Source organism: Amycolatopsis sp. NPDC003861 (assembly GCF_053605405.1).
On record NZ_JBSGJD010000004.1, the window covers coordinates 97,380 to 119,611 of the forward strand.

The 22,232-nt window shown below is 69.7% G+C and carries 24 protein-coding genes and 1 pseudogene; 12 read left to right on the top strand and 13 right to left on the bottom strand.

The window, feature by feature from the left end:
• The first annotated feature begins 44 nt into the window (after nt 1-44).
• Entirely contained in the window at nt 45-1,061 is a 1,017-nt protein-coding gene (locus ACWEVN_RS02425) for a DNA cytosine methyltransferase (protein ID WP_452049936.1), read from the top strand.
• A 46-nt stretch (nt 1,062-1,107) separates the two neighbouring features.
• Nucleotides 1,108-2,241 (top strand): DNA cytosine methyltransferase, encoded by a 1,134-nt coding sequence (locus ACWEVN_RS02430; protein WP_452049937.1) that lies wholly within the window; start codon nt 1,108-1,110, stop codon nt 2,239-2,241.
• A gap of 25 nt (nt 2,242-2,266) precedes the next feature.
• On the opposite strand, the gene ACWEVN_RS02435 is transcribed toward ACWEVN_RS02430, so the two are convergent.
• Both ACWEVN_RS02435 and ACWEVN_RS02440 read right to left on the bottom strand, forming a co-directional pair.
• On the bottom strand, nt 2,267-2,818 hold the full coding sequence (locus tag ACWEVN_RS02435; protein WP_452049949.1) for an SCP2 sterol-binding domain-containing protein: 552 nt from the start codon (nt 2,816-2,818) through the stop codon (nt 2,267-2,269).
• 61 nt (nt 2,819-2,879) lie between these two features.
• On the bottom strand, nt 2,880-3,542 hold the full coding sequence (locus ACWEVN_RS02440) for an SCP2 sterol-binding domain-containing protein (RefSeq protein WP_449683948.1): 663 nt from the start codon (nt 3,540-3,542) through the stop codon (nt 2,880-2,882).
• A 127-nt stretch (nt 3,543-3,669) separates the two neighbouring features.
• On the opposite strand from ACWEVN_RS02440, the gene ACWEVN_RS02445 reads away from it, so the two are divergent.
• Complete coding sequence (locus ACWEVN_RS02445; RefSeq protein ID WP_043787198.1) at nt 3,670-4,326, top strand: TetR/AcrR family transcriptional regulator; 657 nt, start codon at nt 3,670-3,672, stop codon at nt 4,324-4,326.
• Here ACWEVN_RS02445 and ACWEVN_RS02450 read toward each other — a convergent pair.
• Both ACWEVN_RS02450 and ACWEVN_RS02455 read right to left on the bottom strand, forming a co-directional pair.
• Nucleotides 4,318-5,160 carry a MaoC family dehydratase gene (locus ACWEVN_RS02450; RefSeq protein ID WP_449683949.1) on the bottom strand — a complete coding sequence of 281 codons (843 nt, stop codon included), beginning with the start codon at nt 5,158-5,160 and terminating at the stop codon, nt 4,318-4,320. The two genes, ACWEVN_RS02445 and ACWEVN_RS02450, sit on opposite strands and share 9 nt — an antisense overlap.
• Nucleotide 5,161: 1 nt before the next feature.
• Nucleotides 5,162-6,496: a 3-oxoacyl-ACP reductase gene (locus ACWEVN_RS02455; protein WP_449683950.1), complete on the bottom strand. Its 1,335-nt coding sequence runs from the start codon at nt 6,494-6,496 to the stop codon at nt 5,162-5,164.
• Between the two features lie 92 nt (nt 6,497-6,588).
• On the opposite strand from ACWEVN_RS02455, the gene ACWEVN_RS02460 reads away from it, so the two are divergent.
• Nucleotides 6,589-7,878 (top strand): acetyl-CoA C-acetyltransferase, encoded by a 1,290-nt coding sequence (locus tag ACWEVN_RS02460; RefSeq protein WP_449683951.1) that lies wholly within the window; start codon nt 6,589-6,591, stop codon nt 7,876-7,878.
• A 45-nt stretch (nt 7,879-7,923) separates the two neighbouring features.
• Here ACWEVN_RS02460 and ACWEVN_RS02465 read toward each other — a convergent pair whose 3' ends face one another.
• Nucleotides 7,924-8,469: a DoxX family protein gene (locus ACWEVN_RS02465; protein ID WP_449683952.1), complete on the bottom strand. Its 546-nt coding sequence runs from the start codon at nt 8,467-8,469 to the stop codon at nt 7,924-7,926.
• 171 nt (nt 8,470-8,640) lie between these two features.
• Here ACWEVN_RS02465 and ACWEVN_RS02470 point away from each other — a divergent pair, with 171 nt between their 5' ends.
• From ACWEVN_RS02470 to ACWEVN_RS02485, 4 genes are all read left to right on the top strand, one after another.
• The gene (locus tag ACWEVN_RS02470) at nt 8,641-9,369 is read left to right on the top strand and encodes a MerR family transcriptional regulator (protein WP_452049938.1); all 729 of its coding nucleotides are present in this window, start codon (nt 8,641-8,643) and stop codon (nt 9,367-9,369) included.
• A gap of 155 nt (nt 9,370-9,524) precedes the next feature.
• Nucleotides 9,525-10,715 carry an ATP-binding protein gene (locus ACWEVN_RS02475; protein WP_003058004.1) on the top strand — a complete coding sequence of 397 codons (1,191 nt, stop codon included), beginning with the start codon at nt 9,525-9,527 and terminating at the stop codon, nt 10,713-10,715.
• 260 nt (nt 10,716-10,975) lie between these two features.
• Nucleotides 10,976-11,125, top strand: a complete 150-nt coding sequence (locus ACWEVN_RS02480; protein WP_167379635.1) for a hypothetical protein — start codon at nt 10,976-10,978, stop codon at nt 11,123-11,125.
• Between the two features lie 224 nt (nt 11,126-11,349).
• Nucleotides 11,350-12,279, top strand: coding sequence for a bifunctional helix-turn-helix transcriptional regulator/GNAT family N-acetyltransferase (locus tag ACWEVN_RS02485; RefSeq protein ID WP_452049939.1), 930 nt, complete (start codon nt 11,350-11,352; stop codon nt 12,277-12,279).
• On the opposite strand, the gene ACWEVN_RS02490 is transcribed toward ACWEVN_RS02485, so the two are convergent.
• Nucleotides 12,276-12,851, bottom strand: a complete 576-nt coding sequence (locus ACWEVN_RS02490) for a peroxidase-related enzyme (RefSeq protein ID WP_449683955.1) — start codon at nt 12,849-12,851, stop codon at nt 12,276-12,278. The genes ACWEVN_RS02485 and ACWEVN_RS02490 overlap by 4 nt on opposite strands.
• A gap of 32 nt (nt 12,852-12,883) precedes the next feature.
• Between ACWEVN_RS02490 and ACWEVN_RS02495 the strand changes: the two genes are divergently transcribed.
• Nucleotides 12,884-13,486, top strand: a complete 603-nt coding sequence (locus ACWEVN_RS02495) for a hypothetical protein (protein WP_452049940.1) — start codon at nt 12,884-12,886, stop codon at nt 13,484-13,486.
• On the opposite strand, the gene mctP is transcribed toward ACWEVN_RS02495, so the two are convergent.
• Both mctP and ACWEVN_RS02505 read right to left on the bottom strand, forming a co-directional pair.
• The gene (gene mctP, locus ACWEVN_RS02500; RefSeq protein WP_452049941.1) at nt 13,483-15,138 is read right to left on the bottom strand and encodes a monocarboxylate uptake permease MctP; all 1,656 of its coding nucleotides are present in this window, start codon (nt 15,136-15,138) and stop codon (nt 13,483-13,485) included. The genes ACWEVN_RS02495 and mctP overlap by 4 nt on opposite strands.
• Complete coding sequence (locus tag ACWEVN_RS02505) at nt 15,135-15,413, bottom strand: DUF3311 domain-containing protein (protein WP_310969647.1); 279 nt, start codon at nt 15,411-15,413, stop codon at nt 15,135-15,137. The genes mctP and ACWEVN_RS02505 overlap by 4 nt, the downstream gene beginning before the upstream one ends.
• A gap of 192 nt (nt 15,414-15,605) precedes the next feature.
• Between ACWEVN_RS02505 and ACWEVN_RS02510 the strand changes: the two genes are divergently transcribed.
• From ACWEVN_RS02510 to ACWEVN_RS02520, 3 genes are all read left to right on the top strand, one after another.
• On the top strand, nt 15,606-17,225 hold the full coding sequence (locus tag ACWEVN_RS02510; RefSeq protein WP_449683958.1) for an alpha/beta hydrolase: 1,620 nt from the start codon (nt 15,606-15,608) through the stop codon (nt 17,223-17,225).
• A gap of 114 nt (nt 17,226-17,339) precedes the next feature.
• A complete protein-coding gene (locus tag ACWEVN_RS02515; RefSeq protein ID WP_310969649.1) occupies nt 17,340-17,612 on the top strand; it encodes a helix-turn-helix domain-containing protein in 273 nt (90 codons plus the stop codon).
• A gap of 10 nt (nt 17,613-17,622) precedes the next feature.
• Nucleotides 17,623-18,438: a GNAT family N-acetyltransferase gene (locus ACWEVN_RS02520; RefSeq protein WP_452049942.1), complete on the top strand. Its 816-nt coding sequence runs from the start codon at nt 17,623-17,625 to the stop codon at nt 18,436-18,438.
• Here the strand turns inward: ACWEVN_RS02520 and ACWEVN_RS02525 are convergent.
• The 5 genes and pseudogenes from ACWEVN_RS02525 to ACWEVN_RS02545 all read right to left on the bottom strand — a co-directional run.
• Complete coding sequence (locus ACWEVN_RS02525; protein WP_449683960.1) at nt 18,435-19,013, bottom strand: EndoU domain-containing protein; 579 nt, start codon at nt 19,011-19,013, stop codon at nt 18,435-18,437. The two genes, ACWEVN_RS02520 and ACWEVN_RS02525, sit on opposite strands and share 4 nt — an antisense overlap.
• Before the next feature lie 31 nt (nt 19,014-19,044).
• On the bottom strand, nt 19,045-20,325 hold the full coding sequence (locus ACWEVN_RS02530) for a hypothetical protein (RefSeq protein WP_452049943.1): 1,281 nt from the start codon (nt 20,323-20,325) through the stop codon (nt 19,045-19,047).
• The gene (locus tag ACWEVN_RS02535; protein WP_452049944.1) at nt 20,319-20,924 is read right to left on the bottom strand and encodes an ABC transporter ATP-binding protein; all 606 of its coding nucleotides are present in this window, start codon (nt 20,922-20,924) and stop codon (nt 20,319-20,321) included. The genes ACWEVN_RS02530 and ACWEVN_RS02535 overlap by 7 nt, the downstream gene beginning before the upstream one ends.
• On the bottom strand, nt 20,921-21,802 hold the full coding sequence (locus ACWEVN_RS02540; protein WP_452049945.1) for an LLM class F420-dependent oxidoreductase: 882 nt from the start codon (nt 21,800-21,802) through the stop codon (nt 20,921-20,923). Before ACWEVN_RS02540 ends, ACWEVN_RS02535 begins: the two co-directional genes overlap by 4 nt.
• Before the next feature lie 14 nt (nt 21,803-21,816).
• Nucleotides 21,817-22,232: pseudogene (locus ACWEVN_RS02545) on the bottom strand (LLM class F420-dependent oxidoreductase); the annotation flags it as partial.

A 22,232-nucleotide genomic window follows, 5' to 3' on the forward strand; every position in this document is an offset into this window, starting at 1 on the left:
AAACGAACGCGACCACATCATGACCACCTGAGGGAGGGGACCGAATGCCACAGGTATCCCCGTCGAAGCATCGTTTTTCGACGGACAAACGTCTCGAATCAGTCGAGGTCTGCGCGGGCGCGGGCGGACTTGCGCTCGGACTCGAACAGGCGGGCTTCGACCCGGTCCTGCTGCTCGACAACTTCGAGGCGCCGTGCAAGACCCTGAGCTTCAACCGGCCGACGTGGAACGTGCAGCAGATGGACCTGCTCGAGTTCGACCCGTCGTCGGACGACCGGCGTTTATACGACGTGGATCTGTTGTCGGCGGGGCTGCCTCGAGTGCAGGGGTCGGCAACGAACAACCGCAGTCGCGGCAGCGACGTCGAACTGGAGCTTCTCCGCGCCACGACCTGGCTTGTGCCGGGAATGCAGCCGCGCGCGTTGCTCGTCGAGAACTTGTCGGAATTGGTGGAGAAGGACAAGTACGCCGAGGCACGTGAAGAAGTCGAGAAGGAACTCGAGCACCTCGGCTACGACGTACGGTGGTTCGTTGTCGATGCGTCCGACTACGGAGTATCACAGGAACGCCCACACGGCTTTCTCGTCGCGTTCAAGGGTGGGGCAGGAGACAAGTTCCGGATGCCTCCGGTGCTGCCTCCGCCACCTTCGGTGGGTGAAGTGCTTCGGACATCCATGGCGTCCCGGGGATGGACTCAGGCGGACGACTGGGCCGCGCAGGCCAACCAGCTCGCCCCCACTCTGGTCGGAGGCTCATGGGAGCGCGGCGGCCCGGATCTGGGCCCCTCGGGCTCCAAGCGCCGGTGGGCCACCATGGGGGTGAACGGCGGCGCCCTCGCCGACCTGCCGCCGGATTCCGATTTCCGCTGGCAGCCCGAAGCCGGGCCTGTGGGTATGGTCAAGCTGACCGTCGAGCAGGCTGCTCTGCTCCAGGGGTTCCCGGAGGACTGGCAACTGTCGGGGGGCAAGACCAGTCGATACCGCCAGGTCGGCAACGCCACACCGCCACCGGTGGGTCGTGCAGTCGGACAGGCGATTCGCGAAGTGCTGGACGCCACCTGACCGCGTCTACTCCGCTCCTGCGGGTGCACGAGATAGGCTCACCCGCATGCTCCTTGAACCGTCCACCTCAGGCCCGTCCGGGCGGATCCACATGGTGGATCTTTTTGCAGGCCCAGGTGGGCTGGATGTCGCCGCACACTGGCTCGGGCTCGACGTGGACGGGATCGAGTGGGACGCCAATGCCTGCGCCACTCGCGCCGCGGCAGGACTCCGGACCTGGCACGAAGACGTTCGCAAGCACAAGCCATCGGACTTCGAAACGGCCACTGTTCTCGCCGGTGGTCCGCCGTGCCAGACATACACAGTGGCCGGCGGCGGGGCAGGTAGGCGCGCGTTGGACCAGGTGCTCAGGTTCGTCAAACGCATGGCGGCGGGTGAAGACGTCAAGGACAACCTGGCCGAGCTGGACGACGACCGGACGGGGCTGGTGCTGGAGCCGCTCAGGTGGGCGCTCGAGGCCGTCCGAAACGGACGTCCGTACGACGCGATCGTGCTCGAGCAGGTGCCTGCCGTCCTACCAGTGTGGTACGCCGTGCGAGAAGCGCTGGCCGGAGTCGGTTACAAGGCCGATTGCGGCATCCTGCATACCGAGATGTTCGGGGTGCCGCAGACGCGCCGTCGGGCGATCCTCATCGCACGACGGGACCGTACGCCGAGCCTTCCTAAACCGACGCACCGCTTGTACCGCAAAGGCGTGCCCGCGACTCAGGGAGACCCGGCCCTGCTCCCATGGGCGACCATGGGCGAGGCGGTCAAGCGCGAGTCACCCTACGTGGTGATCTCCAACTACGGCACCGGCGGAGACCCCAAGGCTCGGGGCAGGCGTACCTCCGAGGAACCGGCCGCCACCGTGACCGGCAAGGTTTCACGGAACCGTCTGGTCACACGTGACGAGCAGGAGCTGCCACGTTTCAGTCCCCAAGAGGCGGGACGCCTGCAGACGTTTCCGCTCGACTACCCGTGGCAGGGCGGCGATATTTCGCAGCAGATCGGCAACGCCATCCCACCCAGGCTCGCCGCGCACGTGCTGGCCGCGGCCTTGGGATTCGAACTCGACGAGGCAGCACTCGACGAGGCGGTGAACGGCGCTTGGGATGTGACCAAGAGCAGCAAGCCCCTTCGTCGGCAGCAGCAGCCGAGCAATGCCCTTGAGAAGGTGGCCGACGCGCGTCTGTTTTAGCCGCTGATTCGGCGACAACCGACCGTTAGTCCACGGATGGCTTGGGGATGTCGAAGTAGCTCGAGAACCGCACCGCGGGGGCGTACTCGCCCTTGACCTTCACCCGGCCCGTCACGAACATCGCTGCCACCGCGGCGTTGCCCGTGGCCATCCTGATGAAGTCGTCCACCGACAGTGTGATCGTCGTGTCCGGCGTCCGGGACAGGTCTGTCGATGACACGCACACGCCGTCCTCGATGACGGTTTGAAAACGGTCGTAGCCGTCCTCTCCGGTGCCCTCCGAAAAGCGCCACGAAACTACTATGTCGACGTGGCGGGCACGCGACGGCGAGAAATGCTCCGACATTCGACGAAAGATCTCGTCCAAAAACACCGATCGCAGCTCGGCATGAGACGCGATGGCCTTCAACTGCTCGCGGGATGCCTTGCGGACCACGTCCACCAGGACGTCCGTCGACAGGGAACTCAGCTCGATGCCGGCGCCCGCGGAGCCCAGCATGTGCAACGTTTCCAACACCTGGACGAACTGGGACGGCGTCAGGCGGCCGATGACCAGCTTCTCCGCGAACGCGTTCACCGCGTGGCCGCCGCGAAGGGTGCGGGGGCGGCGCCATCTCGCGTTTCGGGGCACGGGCGGACTATACGGGCTTTGGTAAGTCGAAGAAACCGATCAGCCCCGCCGCGAAGGCGAGGTCGCCTTTTACCTTGATTCTTCCCGTGACGAACAACACCGCCGGGGTTGCTTGGTGCGTGATGAGACGGAAGAAGTCGGCCGGGGCGATGGTGATCGTTACTCGCGGGGTGGCGTGCATCGACCTGCTCACCGTGCAGGACCCGTGGGCGATCGTCGTCTCGTAGCGGTCGAAGCCGCCCTCTCCCGCTCCTCCTGACAGGCGCCAGTGGACCACCGCCTGCACGTCGCGGGCTCGGTCCGGCCTGATGTGGGCGCCCATGCGGGCGAAGATCTCGTCCAGCACGCGCTCTCGCAGGGCCCTGTCCGCGACGACGCTCTCCAGCTGCGCACGCGACGCCGAGGCCACCAGGGACGCGAAGCGGGCCGGCTCGACCTTGCTCAGGTCGAACGCCGGTGCGCGGGATGCCAGCGTGAGCAGGACATTCAGGAACCGGCGGAAGTCGTCCTTGCGGAGCTCGGCCGGGTCGAGGGCTTCGACGAGGGTGTTGACGTCGAGGGCGTGGGCCTCCGGGCCCAGCGGGTCGAGCCGCTCCAGGGCGTCGAGCAGTGCCGTGCCGCGGAGCTCCGCGATCCGATCGGCGCTGGTCATCCCGGCGTTTTCGGCCATGGTCACCCCTCTCCCAGTTACTCGAGGGTAATACTACTTGCCAGTAGGTAGGCGGGCAAGCGTGCCGAAATCACCCTGACGGGTCCACTGCCGGTACCGTCTCCGGGCAGCAACGAGGAGGTCCAGCGTGTCAGAGGAAGATCAGCGTCCGCCCGAGCGGGCCCGGCGGCTGCCGCGTGCCGTGCGCGAGCGGCAGATCCTGGACGCCGCCGTCCAGGTCTTCTCGCGCCACGGCTACCACGCCGCGTCGATGGACGAGATCTCCGACGTCGCCGGTGTCTCCAAGCCGATGATCTACACCTACCTCGGCTCGAAGGAAGACCTCTTCGGCGCGTGCATCCGCCGCGAGGCGACGCGCCTGCTCGAGGCCATCCAGGCCGGCGTTCAGCCCGACCTGCCGCCGGACATGCAGCTTTGGCACGGCCTGCGGTCCTTCTACCGCTTCGTCGCCGAGTACCGCGAGTCCTGGACGGTCCTGCACCGCCAGGCCCTCACCGTCGGCGGCGCCTTCGCCGCGGAGATCACCGACATGCGGGCGCGCGCGATCCAGCTCGTCGCCGCGCTCGTCGTGTCCGCCGGCACCCGCAAGGGCGTCGGCGAGCAAGCCGAGTTCTCCGGCGAAGGCCTGGCCGCCTCGCTGGTCGGGGGAGCCGAGTCCCTGGCCGACTGGGCCCTCGACCACCCCGACATCTCCGACGGCGTCCTCGCCTCCTGGCTGATGAACCTCGTCTGGCTCGGCTTCAACGACCTCATCGAAGGCGCGGTCTGGAAGCCGTCAGAGTGAGCTGATCGTCCCCTCCAGGTGCGGCTTCGACTTGCTCCACAGCTCGAACGCCCAGCCGTCGTCCACCGGCCAGGACGTGAAGGCGGCCTTGGCCGGCAGCAGCACCGGCTGCTTGAAGCGGACGTCCACGGTGAACGCCTCCGGCAGCCGGCCTTCGAAGGCGGCCAGCGCGTGGGCCTTCGTCCACATGCCGTGGGCGATCGCCGCCGGGAAGCCGAACAAGCGGGCCGTCAGCGGGTGCAGGTGGATCGGGTTGCGGTCGCCCGACACCTCCGCGTAGCGCCGTCCGATGTCGCCCGGGATGCGCCAGATCGCGTCCGGGGTCGGCGGCGCCAGCTGCTCACGCCGCGAAGAAGCACCCGACGAGCCTCCGCGACGCAGGTACGTGCTGACGTCCGTCCACACCGTCTCGTCGCCGGCCTGGGCTTCGCTGATGACGTCGAACTGACGCCCCTTCTCGTGCGGACGCAGGTTCTCCGCCCGCACGCGCACGGTCAGCGGCTCGCCCACCCGCAGCGCGCGGTGCTGGGTGATCCGGTTCGCCACGTGCACCATGCCGAGCAGCGGGAACGGGAACCCCGGCTCGGTCATCAGCGCCATCTGCAGCGGGAACGCCAGCATGTGCGGGTACGTCGCCGGCAGCTCGTCGCTCAGCCGGAAGCCGCACACCGTGGTGTACGCGGCCAGGTGGGCCGGGTCGACGACGACGCCGGTGCGCACCAGCTCCGTGTCCGGCAGCTCGCCCCCCGACGGCTTGCGCAGGACGCCGCCGAGCAGGGCCTTCGGGTACAGCGTGGCCAGGCTCGGCGTGCTGTCGAGTTCGCGGATCGCCACGTCACGCCCCCAGCAGGGCCTGGCCGCAGACGCGGACCACGTTGCCGTTCACCGCGGCCGACGCCGGGTTCGCGTACCAGGCGATCGTCTCGGCGACGTCGACCGGCAGCCCGCCCTGGCCGAGGCTGGACAGCCGCCGCCCGGCCTCGCGGATGAACAGCGGCACCGCGGCCGTCATCTTGGTCTCGATGAACCCGGGCGCGACGGCGTTGATCGTGCCGCCGTACGCCGCGAGCTGCGGCGCGCCGACGTTCACCATGCCGATGACGCCCGCCTTCGACGTCGCGTAGTTCGTCTGGCCGACGTTGCCGGCGATGCCCGCGATCGACGAGACGCCGATGATGCGGCCGTTCTCGTTCAGGACGCGATCGGCGAGGAGCTTGTCGTTCACCGCGAGCTGCGAAGCGAGGTTGACGGCGATCACCGAGTCCCACGCGCTTTCGCTCATGTTGCCCAGCGTCTTGTCGCGCGTGATGCCCGCGTTGTGCACGACGATGTCGACGCCGCCGTGACGCTCCTTCAAGTACTCCGCGAGCTTCGCGGGCGCGCTCGGCGAAGTGATGTCGAGCTGCAACGACGACCCGCCGACCTTGTTCGCCACCTTCGACAGGTCACCGCCCTGGGCGGGGATGTCGAGCGCGACGACGTGCGCGCCGTCGCGGGCCAGCACCTCGGCGATCGCCGCGCCGATGCCGCGGGACGCGCCGGTGACCAGGGCGACCTTGCCGTCGAGGGGCTTTTCCCAGTTCGACGGCGCCGAAGCCGTCTTGCCTTCGGTGCCGATCCGGATGACCTGCGCGTCGACGAACGCCGACTTCGCCGAGAGCAGGAAGCGCAGCGTCGAGTCCGTGGCCTCTTCGGCGCCCTCGGCGACGTACACGAGCTGGGCGGTCGCGCCGCGCTTCAGCTCCTTGCCCACCGAACGGATGAATCCTTCGAGCGCGCGCTGAGCGATCCGCTCGCGGCCTTCGACCTGCTCCGGCGGCGTGCCCAGCACGACGACCCGGCCGGACGGGCCGACGCTGCGGATCACCGGGTGGAAGAAGTCGTACACCTCGCGCAGCCGGGCCGGGTCGGTGACGCCGGTGGCGTCGAAGACGAGCGCCGCGTGCCGGTCGGCAGCCGAGGCGATCACCTCGATACCGGCGTCGGCCAGCTGGTCGCGAAGGGTTTTCTCGAGCCGGCCGCCGGGCGCGGCGCCGAGAAGTGCGGGACCCTCGAGGGCGGGTTGCCCGGGCTGGTAGCGGCGCAGCGTCGCGGGGTTCGGCAGGCCGAGCTTCGGCACCACGAACTTCCCCAACGGGGTTTTCGTGAACTGCTGGTACCTGTCAGCCATCGGTTGCCTCCCGTGCAGTCTGCGTCACGTCGCAGTCTAACCTACTCCCGAGTAGGTTAAAGTGTGAGGGACACGACCAGAGAGGTGAAGTCATGCCGCCGAAGAAGACACCCGCCGTGCGCAAGGTCGCCATCATCGGGGGCAACCGGATCCCCTTCGCGCGGTCCAACGGGCCGTACGCGAAGGCGTCGAACCAGGACATGTTCACCGCCGCCCTCGACGGCCTGGTCAGCCGCTTCTCGCTGCAGGGCGAGGTGATCGGCGAGGTCGCCGCCGGCGCCGTGCTCAAGCACTCGAAGGACTTCAACCTGGCCCGCGAGAGCGTGCTGGGCAGCAAGCTTTCGCCCGCGACGCCCGCGTCCGACGTCCAGATGGCGTGCGGCACCGGCCTGCAGGCGATCGTGAACGTCGCCAACAAGATCGCACTCGGCCAGCTCGACTCGGCCATCGCCGGCGGCGTCGACACGACCAGCGACGCGCCGCTCGCCGTCAACGAGGACCTGCGTCAGATCCTCATCCAGCTCAACGCGGCCAAGACGCTCGGCGACCGCCTCAAGCTCGTCGCGAAGATCCGGCCCGGGCACATCGTCCCGGCGATCCCGCGCAACGAGGAGCCGCGCACCGGCCTGTCGATGGGCGAGCACGCCGCGCTGACGGCGAAGGTCTGGGAAATCACCCGCGAGGCGCAGGACGAACTGGCCGCGAGCAGTCACCAGAAGCTCGCCGCCGCCTACGACCGCGGGTTCTTCGACGACCTCGTCACGCCGTTCCTCAAGCTCGCGCGCGACCAGAACCTGCGGCCGGACTCGACGGCGGAGAAGCTCGCCAAGCTCAAGCCGGCTTTCGGCGGCCCCGAGGGCACGATGACGGCGGGCAACTCGACGCCGCTGACCGACGGTGCGTCGACGGTTCTGCTGGCCACGGACGAGTGGGCCAAGGCGCACAAGCTCCCGGTGCTGGCCTACCTGACGTTCTCGCAGACCGCGGCCGTCGACTACGTCCACGGCGACGAGGGCCTGCTGATGGCGCCCGCCTACGCCGTGCCGCGGATGCTCGCGCGCGCCGGGCTTTCGCTGCAGGACTTCGACTTCTACGAGATCCACGAGGCGTTCGCGTCGCAGGTGCTGGCCACGCTCAAGGCGTGGGAGGACCCGGCGTTCGCGAAGGAGAAGCTGGAGCTGGACGAGCCACTCGGCGCGATCGACCGGGCCAAGCTGAACGTCAACGGCTCGTCGCTGGCGGCCGGGCACCCGTTCGCCGCGACCGGCGGCCGGATCGTCGCGACCCTGGCGAAGCTGCTGCACGAGAAGGGGTCCGGCCGCGGCCTGATCTCCATCTGCGCGGCCGGCGGCCAGGGCGTCACCGCGATCCTGGAGAAGTAGCCCCTACGCGTAAGTGCCACCCGAGGGTGGCACTTACGCGTAGGCTCAGTTGGGGAGCGCCTTCTGCGCCCGCTTCGCGAGCTTGTTCGCCCGCTTCTCGGCCTTGCGGCTCAGCTTCCCGGCCGCGGCGCCGACGTCCTTCGCCGCGTGCTTCGCGCGCCAGGCCGCCGACGGCTTCCCGTGCGTGTCGGCCACCGCGAGCAGCAGGCCACCGGCCAGGCTGGCGTTCTTGAAGAACTGGACCTGCTGCTGCTGACGCTCGCCCGGGTCCTTGATGGTCCAGAAGCTGTGCGTCGAAAGCGTCGTCGGCACCAGGCTGCCGAGGAGCAGCCCCGCCGCGAGCCGCGGCGCCTTGCCGGATGCGAGCGCGAGACCGGCACCGATCTTCACCGCGGCGTCGATCCGGACGAGCGTCACCGGGTCCCGCGGGATCTGCTCCGGGAGTTTGTCGCCGAACTTGTCGAGCGCGTTGTTGAGGAACGGTTCCGCCGCTTTGGCGTGGCCCTCGGCCTGCCTCAGCGCATTGATCCCGCCCGTCACGAAGATCGTGGCGAGCAGGGGACGGGCCACTCGACGGAGTATCACGGTCATAGCCTTCCTCGTACGGGCCGCTGCCTGGTCGAACCTACTCCGTGGATGCCCGCTCGGCCCGTGCTCGAATCCTCATCGGGCTTTCTGGCTCTTTATAGCCTTGGTTCTAGATAGTCTTATAGAGACTTAGCGGTTGACCTTGACGCTGCGTCAACTTCTATCGTCGACGACATGGAGTGGTCGATCCAGGACATCGCCCGCTCGGCGGGGACCACGAGCCGGACGCTGCGCCACTACGGCGCGGTCGGCCTGCTCGAACCCAGCCGGGTCGGCAGCAACGGCTACCGCTACTACGACGAGCAGGCGCTCGTCCGGCTGCAGCGGATCCTGCTGCTGCGCGAGCTCGGCCTCGGCCTGCCGGCGATCGCCGGGGTGCTCGACGGGCAGCAGGACAGCGCCGCGGCGCTGGAGACCCACCTGGAGCTGCTCGAAGGGGAGCAGCGGCGGATCGGACGGCAGATCGAGTCGGTCCGTACGACCCTCCGGAAACTGAAGGGAGGTGAACGACTGATGGCAGAAGAGGTGTTCGACGGCTTCGACCACACCCGCTACGAGGAGGAGGTCACGCGCCGCTGGGGCGCTGACGCGTACCGGCGCGGCGACCAGTGGTGGAGCTCGTTGTCGGCCGCGGAGAAGGAGGCCCACCAGCAGGAGCAGCGCGACATCGTGGCCGCGTTCCAAGCGGCGTCCGGCCTCGCCCCGGACTCCGACGAGGTCCAGGCGATCACGCGGCGGCTGCACGAGTGGCTCCGGCCGGCGGTTTCGTCGGTGTCCGCGGGGTACTTCGCGGGCCTCGGGCAGTTGTACGTGGACGACCCGCGGTACGGGCTCGAAGGCCCGACGGCCGGGTTCGTCCGGGATGCGATGAAGATCTACGCGGACCGGAACCTGGGTGACTAGTGGTGCGTCGTAAGGGCGCACTGGGGGTAGGGACGAGCAGGGCTGCAGACCTGTTCGTCTCTATGTACGGCCATCCGGTCGAACCTGCGCGACACGCGCTAGGCGTCTATGGCGGAATATCGGGCTCACGCTAGAAACGCCGATAGCTTGGCAGAGTGGACCCCATCCGCAATCCCTTCGCGCCGGGCGCCGGGCAGCGGCCGCCCGAGCTGGCCGGGCGGGAGCGCGAGCTCAAGGCCTTCGAAGTGGTTCTCGAACGCGTTGCGCGGGGGCGGCCCGAACGCAGTCTCGTGCTCACCGGCCTTCGTGGGGTCGGGAAGACCGTCCTCCTCGGGGAGCTGCGGGCGATGGCCGTGCGGCACAAGTGGGGGGCCGGGAAGATCGAGGCGCGGCCGGACGCCGAGCTGCGGCGGCCGCTGTCCGCCGCGCTGCACCGGGCCATCCGAGACCTCGCCGTGCGGCATCGGGCGCCGGATCGGGTCGAAGAGGTGCTCGGGGTCCTGAAGGCCTTTGCGCTGCGGGCCAACAAGCCCGATGCCAAGCTGCGCGACCGGTGGCAGCCGGGCATCGACGTGCCCGCCGCGCAGGGGCGGGCCGACTCCGGGGACATCGAGATCGACCTCGTCGAGTTGTTCACCGACGTCGCCGAGCTGGCCGCGGACGTCGGCACCGGCGTTGCGCTGCTCATCGACGAGATCCAGGACCTGCAGCCGGACGACGTCTCGGCGTTGTGCGCGGCCTGCCACGAGCTCTCGCAGTCCGGGGCGCCGCTCGTCGTCGTCGGGGCCGGGCTGCCGCACGTGCCCGCCGTTCTTTCGGCGTCGAAGTCCTACTCCGAGCGGCTCTTCCGGTACGCGCGCATCGACCGGCTCAGCCGCGAGGACGCCGACTTCGCCGTGATGGCACCGATCGAACGCGAAGACGCCGGCATCGAGCCGGAGGCCCTCGACGCCCTCTTCGACGCGTCCGGCGGCTACCCCTACTTCATCCAGGCCTACGGCAAGGCGGCCTGGGACGCGGCGCCGTCCGACCCGATCACCGTCAAGGACGTCCAGGTCGCGGCGCCCGAGGCGGAGTCCGAGCTGGCGGTCGGCTTCTTCGGGTCGCGCTACGAGCGGGCGACGCCGGCCGAGCGGGAGTACCTCCAGGCGATGGCCTCGCTGACCCAAGGCCGCGACGAGCCCGCCGGCACCGCCGACGTCGCCGTGTTCCTGGGGCGGAAGCCGTCGTCGCTCTCGCCGGCGCGCGACAGCCTGATGAAGAAGGGCCTCGTGTACTCCGCCGAGCGGGGGCAGATCGCCTTCACCGTGCCGCACTTCGGCCACTACCTGCTCGGCCGCGACTGACCTGGGCTTTTACCGCTGTCTCGCGATCTATGAGCGTCACTAAGAGTGTCTTGCGTTTCTACTAGATACCGCTAGAAGTCTCTAGCGGGTTGCTTCGCGGTGACCGGCGCCACCCGCGATCTCTCCGGCCGATACCCAAATTTGCCGATGATTCATCGGCAAGTGCGCCAAGTCACCGGATATTCGTTGGCGTTCTTGGGGAAAACGGCGCATACTAGACCTACAAGCCACCAAGACCCTCGAAGGGGATGCAGAAACCGATGAACAACATCGCCGCCAAGCTCCGTGCCCGTCGCGCCGAGGTTCGCACTCGCCGGGCGCTGAACCGGGCGATCGACACCGCCGCCACCGCGACGGTCCGTCAGGAACTCATCGCGATCGCGCAGGCTCGCTCGGGCTACATGCGCTGATCTCTTCACCCCGTGGCGGTCGCCCATTCGAGTGACCTAGGCCACATCGTGCTCATGGTGTAACGCCGCCCGGAGGGGCGTCGATACCCAGTACGACCCCGTGATGCTGGCGGACCCCCGACCTGGCAGCATCGCGGGGCTTCCCATTTCCCCGGTAAACCTCTTGCGGGCGGCGCCCTCCGCAGTAATCTTTGACTTCGTCAACGAACTTGTTGAGGTGGTCAATGAACGACGCTCAACTGGCCGACCGGGTGGCCGCGGTCCGCGCCTTCAACCGGCTCTACACGTCGGTCATCGGCGTGCTCGACGAAGGACCGGCGGACGCCGAGTACTCGCTGCCGGAAGCCCGCGTGCTCTTCGAACTCGCCCACCAGGACCCGCTTCCGGTCACGGACCTGCGGAAACGGCTCGACCTCGACGCCGGCTACGCCAGCCGGCTGCTCGCGCGCCTCGAGTCCCGCGGGCTGGTCGTGCGCGAACGGTCCGAGGAGGACGCCCGCCGCCAGCTCGTGCGCCCGACCGCGGCGGGCCGGGACGCCTTCGCGGTGCTGAACCGCCGGTCGACCGACCAGATCGGCGGGCTGCTGCGCCGCTTCGCCGACGAAGACCAGCAGCGCCTCCTGACGGCGATGCGCACGATCGGCGACCTGGTCGGCGACTGCCGCCGCGACCCGGCTCTCGTCCTCCGCCCGCCACGACCGGGCGACCTCGGATGGGTGGTGGAGCGGCACGGCGCGCTGTACGCCCGCGAGTACGGCTTCGGCGCCCCGTTCGAAGCGCTCGTCGCCCGGCTCGCCGCGGACTTCCTCGACAACACCGGCAACCCGCGGCAGGCGTTCTGGATCGCCGAGCTCGACGGCGAGCGGGTGGGCAGCATCGGCTGCGGCCGGGGACCGGACGCGGACACGGCGAAGATCCGGTTGCTGCTGATCGAGCCGTCGGCTCGCGGCCACGGTGTCGGCAAGCGGCTGGTGACCGAGTGCGTGGCGTTCGCCAGGGCGCAGGGCTACCGCGCGATGGAGCTGTCGACGGTGTCCATCCTCGACGCCGCGCGGTCGATCTACCGCGCGGTGGGGTTCCGGCTGGTCGCCGAGACGGAGTTCGACGACTGGGGCCCGAAGCTCACCGACGAAACCTGGCGCCTGGCGTTCTAGCGCGGGACGCGGCCGAGCAGGAAGAACTCCGGGTTCGGCCGCAGCGCGGTGAGGTGGGCGAGGCGGTTCGACATCGCGAACAGCGCCGTGATCGCGCCGATGTCCCAGATCTCGTCTTCGGTCAGGCCGGCGTTGCGGGCGGCTTCGAGGTCACCTTCGCCGAACAGGGCGGAGTCCCGGGCGAGGGCCAGGGCCAGATCGACGATCGCGCGGCCGCGCTCGTCCAGCTCCACCTGCCACGGGTTGCTCGACACCCGATCGGCCAACTCCGGGTCCTTGGCGCGGATGCGCAGGATCGCGCCGTGGGCGACGACGCAGTACGTGCAGTGGTTGGCGCCGGACGTGGCGACGACGACCAGCTCGCGCTCCGCCTTGGTGAGCCCGTCGCTGCGTTCCATCAGCGCGTCGTGGTAGTCGAGGAACGCGCGCAGCTCGGCGGGGCGGTGGCCGAGGGCGCGGAAGATGTTCGGCGTGAACCCGGACTTCTCGGCGATCACGCCGACGCGCTCGCGCAGGTCGTCGGGCAGGTCTTCCAGTTCGGTCACCGGGAACCGGCTGATGGCGTCGCTCATACCCCGCACGCTAGCCGTGGTTGGCTGGTGGTGTGACGGACTACGTCGACGGGTACTGCGAACGCCTCGCGCCCGGGCTCTGGGGTGAACCGCTCAACAGTCTCAGCAACCTCGCTTTCCTGGTGGCCGCGGTGCTGGTGTGGCGGCTGGCCGCGGGGAACCGGACCGGTCGGGTGCTCGCCGGGTTGATCGGGCTCGTCTTCGTGGCCAGCAGCGTCTTCCACGTGCTGGCGACGCGGTGGGCGGGCGCCGCGGACTCGGGCGCCATCCTCGTCTTCGTGCTGGTGTACGCCGTGGTGTTCGTGCGGGAGTTCTGGAGCACGCGGTGGGCGTGGGTGGCCGCGCCGGCGTTTCTCGTGCTGACCGCGGCCACCGCGTTGCTGGGCGGCGGGCTCTACCTCTCCGCGCTGATCGGCCTCGGCGTCTTCGCCGTGGTGCTCGCCTTCCAGCGGGACACCGCCTGGCCGCAGTTCGCCGTCGCGGGCGCGGTTTTCGCGCTCTCACTGAGCTTGCGCACGCTCGACCGGGACGTGTGTGACTACGTCCCGGCCGGCACGCACTTCCTCTGGCACCTGCTCAACGGGCTGGTGCTCTACCTCGTTTCCCGGGCGATCATCCGTCCACAGTGGACCTAGTGGACGCCGATCGGGCGGAGGTCCTTGTCGTTCTCGTCGGCGTGGTAGTCCTCGGCGTTGGTGTCGTCGGTTCCGTTGAACACCTTCAGCTGCCGGGCGATCACCGTGACGATCGCCGCGACCACCAGGTTGGCGATCAGCGCCACGAAACCGACGTAGATCTGGACCTGGGAACCCGCGAACGGGTGCCAGCCGAAGATCGACATGTTGCCCAGCGCCAGCGCCGAACCGCCGAAGTGGAGCTTGCCGTTGGCCGGGTTGGGGATGCCGTACAGCATGATCAGGCCCCAGCCGATGCCGACGATCCAGCCCGCGATCAGGCCCCAGCGGTGGAACCAGCGCGTGTACAGCGCGAGCGCCACGGCCGGCAGCGTCTGCAGGATCAGCACGCCGCCGATGAGCTGGAGGTCGATCGAGAACTGCGGGTCGATCAGGATGATCACGGCCACCGCGCCGAGCTTGACGACCAGCGAAGCGAGCTTGGCCTGCTTCGCTTCCTCGGCGGGGGTCGCGTTCTTGCGGATGTACTCCTTATAGATGTTGCGGGTCCACAGGTTGGCTGCGGCGATCGACATGATCGCGGCCGGCACCAGCGCGCCGATGCCGATCGCGGCGAACGCGATGCCGGCGAACCAAGACGAGAACTGGTTGTCGAACAGGACCGGGACGATCGTGTTGCCGTCCGCCTTGCCGGTCGCCGCGTTCGTCAGCGGCTTGACGCCGGCGGTGATCGCCACGTAACCGAGCAGCGCCAGCAGGCCGAGCACCAGCGAGTACGCCGGCAGCGCGACCATGTTCCGCTTGATCACGCTGCGGCCGCGCGAGGCGAGCACGCTGGTCAGCGAGTGCGGGTACAGGAACAGCGCCAGCGCCGACCCCAGGGCCAGCGTCGCGTACTGCAGCTGGTTGTTGGCCGTGAGCAGGATCGACCCGGACGGCTTGCCGGTGGTCGGGCTCGGCGTGCCGAGCTTCTTCGCCGCCGCGTCGAAGATGTGCGACCAGCCGCCGAGCTTCGAGGGCAGGTAGATGATCGCCACCAGGATCACCAGGTAGATCAGGATGTCCTTGACGAACGCGATCAGCGCGGGCGCCCGCAGGCCGGACTGGTAGGTGTAGAAGGCCAGGATGATGAAGGCGACCAGCAGCGGCAGGTGCCCGACGACGCCGGAGCCGTTGATGCCCATCGTCCGCAGCACGGCTTCGAGGCCGACCAGCTGCAGCGCGATGTACGGCATGGTCGCGACGATGCCGGTGATCGCCACCAGCAGCGCCAGGATCGGCGAGCCGAAGCGGCCGCGCACGAAGTCGGCCGGGGTCACGTAGCCGCGGACCCGCGAAACCGACCACATCCGCAGCGCCGGGAGCAGGACGATCGGGTAGACGACGATCGTGTACGGCAGCGCGTACAGGCCGAGCGCGCCGGCGCTGAACACCAGCGCGGGCACCGCGACGAACGTGTACGCCGTGTAGAGGTCACCGCCGAGCAGGAACCAGGTGATCCACGAGCCGAACTTGCGGCCGCCGAGTCCCCATTCGTCCAGGTGGTCCAGCGTGCTGCCGCGCTGCCAGCGCGACGCCATGAAGCCGAGCACGGTGACCAGGGCGAACAGGAGCGTGAAGATGATCAGCTCGGGCCACTGCAGGTTGCTCATCGAGCGTCCCCCTCGTCCAGGTCCTCGACGCTCAGCTTGTCCGGCGCGTCGACGGTCGGCTTGTCCCGCGTCATCAGGTAGACGATCCAGGTGCTCAGCACCCCGACGCCGACCATGAGGAATTGGAACCAGTAGAAGAAGGGCATCCCGAACAGCCGTGGACCGTCCATGTTGAACAGTGGCGTGACCAGGACCAGCAACGGGACGATCAGGAGCAGGTTCCACGGGCTGAACTGGAACCCGCGCACCTTTCCGTCGTGCTTCACAGTCGACATCGGACCTCACCCTTGACACTTCCGTAACCGACTGACTGACCTTAAGACCTGGGTGACAGCGAGTCACGCTTGTCCGATATCGATTTGATCGCCCCGCGCAAAGCTCTCCGACGAACGTGGGTTGCCCCGCCCGTACGGGCCCGATATCAATAGCCGACTCCGCACGCGCAAAAACCCAAAAGGGGCAACCGTATGACACGACTCCGCTACGCGGTGGTGATCCCGGCGATCGCCGGCACCCTGCTGGCCGGGTTCACTCCTGCGTTCGCAGGTCAGGAGGTCGCGGCCGGTAAACAGCCGCTGAACTCCACGAACATCCCGGCGCAGTACGCGAACCAGAAGCTGGACTGGCACCAGTGCGCTGTCCCCTCCGAGCTGCCGACGGCCCCGCCCGCGGGCGCCGAGGACATGGAGTGCGCGACCTACAAGACCCCGCGCAACTGGTACCAGGCGAACGCCCAGATCGACCTGACCATCGCGGTCAGCCGCCTGAAGGCGACGAAGGACGCGACCGCCAGCGTCGTCACCAACCCCGGTGGCCCGGGCGCGCCCGGCCGCAACTTCCCGGCCCGCCTGCGCAACCAGACGAAGCTGCGCGAGCACCAGGAGATCGTCGGCTTCGACCCGCGCGGCACCGGCAAGAGCACCAACATCACCTGCGGCGGCGCCATCGGCACCGGGTCGGACCTGGACCCGCGTGACCGCGACCGCGGCAACCTGAACCTGATCCTGCAGGCGACGAAGTACGCGGCGCTGTCCTGCCAGCAGAAGTCCGGCGAGCTCGGCCCGCTGATCAACACCGACCAGACGGTCAAGGACATCGACCTGCTGCGCGTGCTGCTCGGCCGCGACAAGATCAACTGGGTCGGCTACTCGGCGGGCACCTGGATGGGCGCGCACTACGCGCAGGCCTACCCGACGCGCACCGGCCGGTTCGTCCTCGACTCGGCCACCGAGTTCACCACGACCTGGCAGAAGTCGTTCGACTGGCAGCCGCTCGGCTTCGAGCGCCGCTTCCGGCAGGACTTCCTCCCGTGGGTGGCGAAGTACGACAAGCTCTACCACTTCGGCACCACCGGCGAGGCCGCCCGCCAGACCTACGAGCAGGTCCGCTACGCCCTGACCCAGGGCGCGGTCACCCTGCCCGACGGCTCGACCGTCTCGGCCAACGGCCTCGACTCGTTCATCGCGTCGCAGATCTACTCGAAGCGCGCCTTCCCCGGCCTGGCCGACTACCTGGTCAGCGTCCGCACGCTGACCCAGGGCACCGCTTCGGCGGCGGCCAAGTCCTCGGCCGCGCAGAAGGCCAAGGCCGCGGACAAGAGCACCGTCACCTACGGCGCGCAGCCGCTGATGGTGCCGGCCGACGGCGACTCCTACGACGCCAGCTTCTGGACCATCCCGTGCAACGAGGGTCCGTGGACCGGCTCGCCGAACAGCGCCATCAAGGACTCGCAGAAGCTGATCGACAAGCAGCTGCCGCTCCTGGGGGCCGGCTGGTTCATCCAGCCGTGCCTGTTCTGGAAGAAGCCGCCGTCCCCGCTGCCCGTGCTGGACGGCAAGGGTGTCCCGCCGGTGCTGATCGTCGAGTCGGAGCACGACCCGGCGACGCCGATCGAGGGCGCGAAGCGCGCGCACAAGGCGTTCGCGGGTTCGCGGATGCTGACCATCACCGGTGAGGGTGACCACGGCATCTACGCCGGCGGCAACGCGGGTGTGGACAAGGTCGTGGAGGCCTACCTGATCGACGGCGTGGTGCCGAACGACCAGAGCCTGCCCGGCATGCCACTTCCGGTGCCCGCGGGCGCCTGAGGGCACTAGATGTGGTGGGGCCCCGCCGAACTCCGGTTCGGCGGGGCCTTTTCCACACCTGTGCACAGAGTTGTCCACAGGCCGTGGACAACTACTGGTATTAGAATCACGCTCATGGTGCGAGTGCCACTTACGGACGAAGAGCGCGAGCGAGGCGAACGCCTCGGCCAGGCCCTGCGGGCGGCGCGGGCCGGCCGGAGCATGGTCGACGTCGCCGCCGAGGCGGAGATCTCGGTCGAGACGCTCCGGAAGATCGAGACCGGCCGGATTCCGACGCCGGCGTTCTTCACGGTGGCGGCTATTGCCGACGCTGTCGGGTTGCCGCTGGAGGAGCTGCGGGCGGCCGTCACTCCTGCCGCGTCGCCGCCGCTCTCGCAGGCGAGCTGACCTCCTGGACATGCGCTGGCACCTCACCGAGGACATCGGCGACTTCCTGACCCAGGCCGGGGACTTCCTCCGCTCGCGGCCCGCGCTGCACACCTCGCAGCTGACCCGGCTCGAGAAGCTGCGAACCCACGAAGAAGAGGGCACGCTGTTCGGCCGGCTGGAGCGGGACGGCGAGGTCCGCGCGATCTGCTACCTCCGCCCGTCGCTACGCCTGATCCTGACTCCGGTCGCCCCGGACGAGGCCGACGCCCTCGCCGCGGACCTGACCGGCCACGCGTTGTGCGGAGTGACCGCGGAGGACGACTCCGCCACCGCGTTCGCCGAGGCGTGGCACCGCCGAACCGGCACGACGCCGGAGCCGGGCGTGCGGGTGCGCCTGCACCGGCTCGGCACGCTCACCCCGCCCGACCCGATGCCCGAAGGTCGCGCTTCGGCCGCGCCGGACCACGCGGAGGTCGTGCGCTGGTGCAGCGAGTTCGCCACCGCGGTCGGGCACGCGCCCCCGGCCGACGAGCGGTCCTGGGCCGCCTCGAACTTCGCGGGCAAGCGGTTCACGTTCTGGCAGACCGGCGTTCCAGTCGCCATGGCGGGCTCGACCCCGCTGCTGAGCGGCATGGTCCGGATCGACCCCGTCTACACCCCGGCCCGGTTCCGCGGCCGGGGCTACGCGGGCGCGGTGACGGTGGCGGCGAGCCAGGCCGCGCTCGCCGCCGGCGCGACGGACGTGGTCCTCTACACCGATCCCGCCAACGTCACGAGCAACGCCCTGTACCGGCGCCTCGGCTTCGTCCCGATCGCCGCGTTCCGCGGGTACGACTTCCGCTAGAGCGGGCGCAGCTGCTTGAGGATGTGCTCGCGGTCGTTGAGGAACGCGCAGCCCGGCACCGGGAGGTCGTAGCTGTTCAGCAGCTTCTCGAAGTCCGAAAACTCGTCGGCGGAGAAGCCGAAGCCGACGCGGAAGGCGTGCGCCGCCAGGACGTCGGCCAGTTCCTCCCACTCGCCGGCCCACAGCAGGGTGCGGTAGTGGGTGTAGTCCTCCGGCGAAAGGCGGTTGCCGATCATCGTCAGGACGCTGTCGGCGAAGAAGCTGATGCGGTTGCCCTTGAGGTCCGCCACCGTCGGGTTCGCCGGGTCGCGGGCGGTGTCGGGGTTGCGGACCACGCCCGGTCCGGCCACCGGGTAGGCCGTGTGGACGTGCCCGTTGTCCTCGACCAGCACGATCAAGTGGACGTTGAACCGCTCGCCGGCGCAGCGCCAGCGGCCGTTGCGCTGCTGGCGCCGGGCCTCGCTGGGGTCGTTGGCGACGTCCTTGACCACGGAGATGATCTGCTCGTCGGTCCAACCGGCCGGAAACTCGCTGGTCGCCCTGCGCCCGACGCCCGGTGCGTGCCCGCCGCCCACTCGCTGCTCCCTTCGTCGCAACGAGCGTAGGTCAAACGGCGGCGGCGAGCAGCACGATGCCGACGACCTGGAGATCGAGACCGCGGAAGAGCTGGCGGGTGAGGTTGGCCGGCATCGGGCCCATCGGGGTGTCGATGAACCCGGGATTCGCGTAGTCAACGGCGGTGCGGGTGACTGTGCGCAGGATCGAGAGCACCGAAAGCGGCACGGCCAGCCACGCGCCCACGGCGAACGACGTCCCACCCGCGAGGGTGACCACGAACAGCACTGTCCACCAGGCGAGACCCACCCCGGCGAGCACCAGGCCGTGGGCCAGCACCAGGTCGCGATCCCGCGAACCCAGCCACCGGCGGCGGCCCGGATTGCGCCACAGCTCGCCGAGCCCGCCGGCGAACGGTGTCAGCGCGACGTACGCGCCGAGGCCGACCAGGACCGCACCCGGCACGGTCGGCACCGCGATGTGCGCGACGACGACCGCGAGACCGACCAGCAGCGCCGCACCCGCGTACCGGGACCGGCCGAGCGTGCCGGCCCAGGCCAGCCGCAGCGGGGTCGGGCGGCGCAGCGAAAGCCCGCCGATCGGCGCGGACGGCGGGAGCAGCATCATCGGGTCGAGGAAGGTGACGGCGACCGAGCGCAGCACCCGGCCGTCCCACCCGGCGAGCAGCGCCGCCCGGCCCACGCGCGACACCGGTTCGCCGCCGAAGGCCAGCGGCAGCGCCGCGACCAGCACCCCGGCCGCGACGAACTGCACCGTCGCCGGGCCGAGGCGGAGCGCGGCGATGCCCAGGCCGAGCACCGCGAGCGCCAGCGGGCCGAGCGCGTCGAGGCGCAGTGCCGTCCGCCGGGCCGACGCGAAGGCCGCCACCCCGGTCGCGGCGACGATCGCGACCGCCGCGCGCCACTCGTTCAGCCCGGCGCCGCCGACGGCGAGCAGCAGCGCGGCCAGGTAGCCGGTCACCGCGATCACGCCGGTCCAGGCGCCGAGCAGCCGGAGCGTGACGACGCGGCCGCGGTCGACCGGGGCGAAGTCGAGCCAGGTCAGCTCCGCCGGCTCGACCCAGGCGAAGCCTCGCCGCAGCAGGCCGCGCCAGGCCACCGCGCAGCACAGCGTCAGCAGCCCGAGCACGGCCGGGAAGTCCACAATGGACGATCCGTAGAGCGCCGGGCGCCAAGCGTCGACGTGGAAGAACGCAGTGAACAGGAACCCGAAGCCGAATAGGAAGACGAAGCTCGCGGTGTCGCCGCTGAAGATCCCGCCGAACCGCTTCCGGCCGGGGATCCGCATCCGCCTCGGGGTCAGCGTCACCACAGTTCGAGCACGCTGTCCGCGGCTTCGAGCAGCGGCGGGTGGTGGGTGGCCACCACGACCGCCGCGCCGGCCGCCGTCGACCGGGCGATCACCTCGACCAGCCATTCCTTGCCCGCCGTGTCCAGCGCGCGTTCCGGCTCGTCGAGCAGGAGCACCCGGTGGGGCCGCGCGGTGACGCCGAGCAGCAGCAGCCGACGCCGCTGGCCCGCGGAGAAGTGCCCGGCCGTCACGCGCATGCGTTCGCCCAGGCCCGCGTCACGCAGCAGTTCCTCGTGGTCGCCGAGGTCGGCGCCGAACGAACCGGACAGCAGCTCGAGGTGCTGCAACGGCGTCAGCTCGGCGAAGAAGTCGGAGTCGTCGAAGAGCACCGACACCTTGCGCCGGAATTCGACGTCCCGCTCGTCCGGCACCTTGCCGTCGATCAGCACGCGGCCCCGCTGCGGTTTCTGCATGCCGTAGAAGCAGCGCATCAATGTCGACTTGCCGACACCGTTCGGCCCGACGATCGCGGCGCACTCGCCGGGGTCGACGGAGAAGTCCAGGTCGTCGAACAGCCAGAGCTCGCCGGCCCGGACGCCGAGCGCCTTCGCGTCGATCATCGGAGGGCTTCGAGGACCGGGGCGAACTCGTCGAGGAACGGCTCGAGGACGGTGAAGTAGCTGAACCCGAACCGCTCGCGGTGCCCCCGGAGCTGGTCGGCGATCTGCGCGGGCGTGCCGACGAGGGCGACCGGCAGCTCGCCGATCTCGGTGGCGCTCAGGCGGCCGCCCACCAGCTGCTCCAGCTCGGCCAGGCCGGCCGCGCGGTCGTTCGTGACCTTCACGAACTGGCAGAGCAGGTTGAACTCCACCGAAGACGCGCGGTCGCCGAGCTTCGCCCGCACGAACGCCACGCGCTCGTCGACCTCCTCGGGCGCGGCCGCGGCCAAGGGCGAGCCGTCGGGCGTCTTGGTGGTCCCGGTGAAGCCGATGATGTCGGCGTGCTGCGCGGCCAGGCTCAGCACCCGGTCGCCGCGACCACCCAGCAGCAGAGGCGGTCCTTCCGGACGCACCGGCGCCGGCTGGTGCTCGGGGTCGGCGTACCGCCGCTTGAGCTCGGTGATCGTCCGTTCGAGGTGGTCGACGCGCTCGCGGGCGGACGGGAACGGCATCCCGGCGGCCTCGAACTCCTCCTTGACGTACCCCGCGCCGAGCCCGAGCTCCAGGCGCCCGCCGGTGAACTGGTCGGTGCCCGTGACGTCCCGGGCGAGCAGCACCGGGTTGTAGAAGGGTGCGTTGAGCACGAAGGTGTTCAGCTTGACGCGCGAGGTGACCTCGCCGGCCAACACGAGCGCCGGGAACGGCGGCGCCATGCCCAGGTGGTCGGCCGCCGACAGGACGTCGAAGCCGAGGTCCTCGGCCTTGCGGCACTTCTCGACCCAGGCGGCGCGGCCTTCCGGCACGACCATGTTGACACCGAAACGGAAATCCCCAGTCATGCCGACCAAGGTACTCACCGGAGCTTTTCGATCACCGGGCCCAGCCTGGCCAGGTCGTCTTCGAGCACCGTGAAGTAGCTGACGCCGAGGGTCTCGCGGGTGCGCAGCAGCTGCTCGGCCGCCGCTTCCGCCGAGCCGGCGACGACCGTGGCCAGCTCGCCGAGCTCCTCGACGCCGAGGTGCGGCACGAGTTCGTGGGCCGCCTCCAGGGCCGCCCGCCGGTCATCGGTGATCCGGACGAAGTGGACCATCAGGTTCAGCTCGACGTCCCGGCCGTCGAGCACCTGCTTCACGAAGCCGGCGCGCTCGGCCAGCGCGGCGGCACCGGCCAGGGCGAGCCGCCCCTCGGCCGCGCCGGGCGCGGTGCCGGTGAGGGCGATGGTGTCGGCGTGCGCGGCGGCGAAGGTCAGCATCCGGTCGCCGCGGCCGC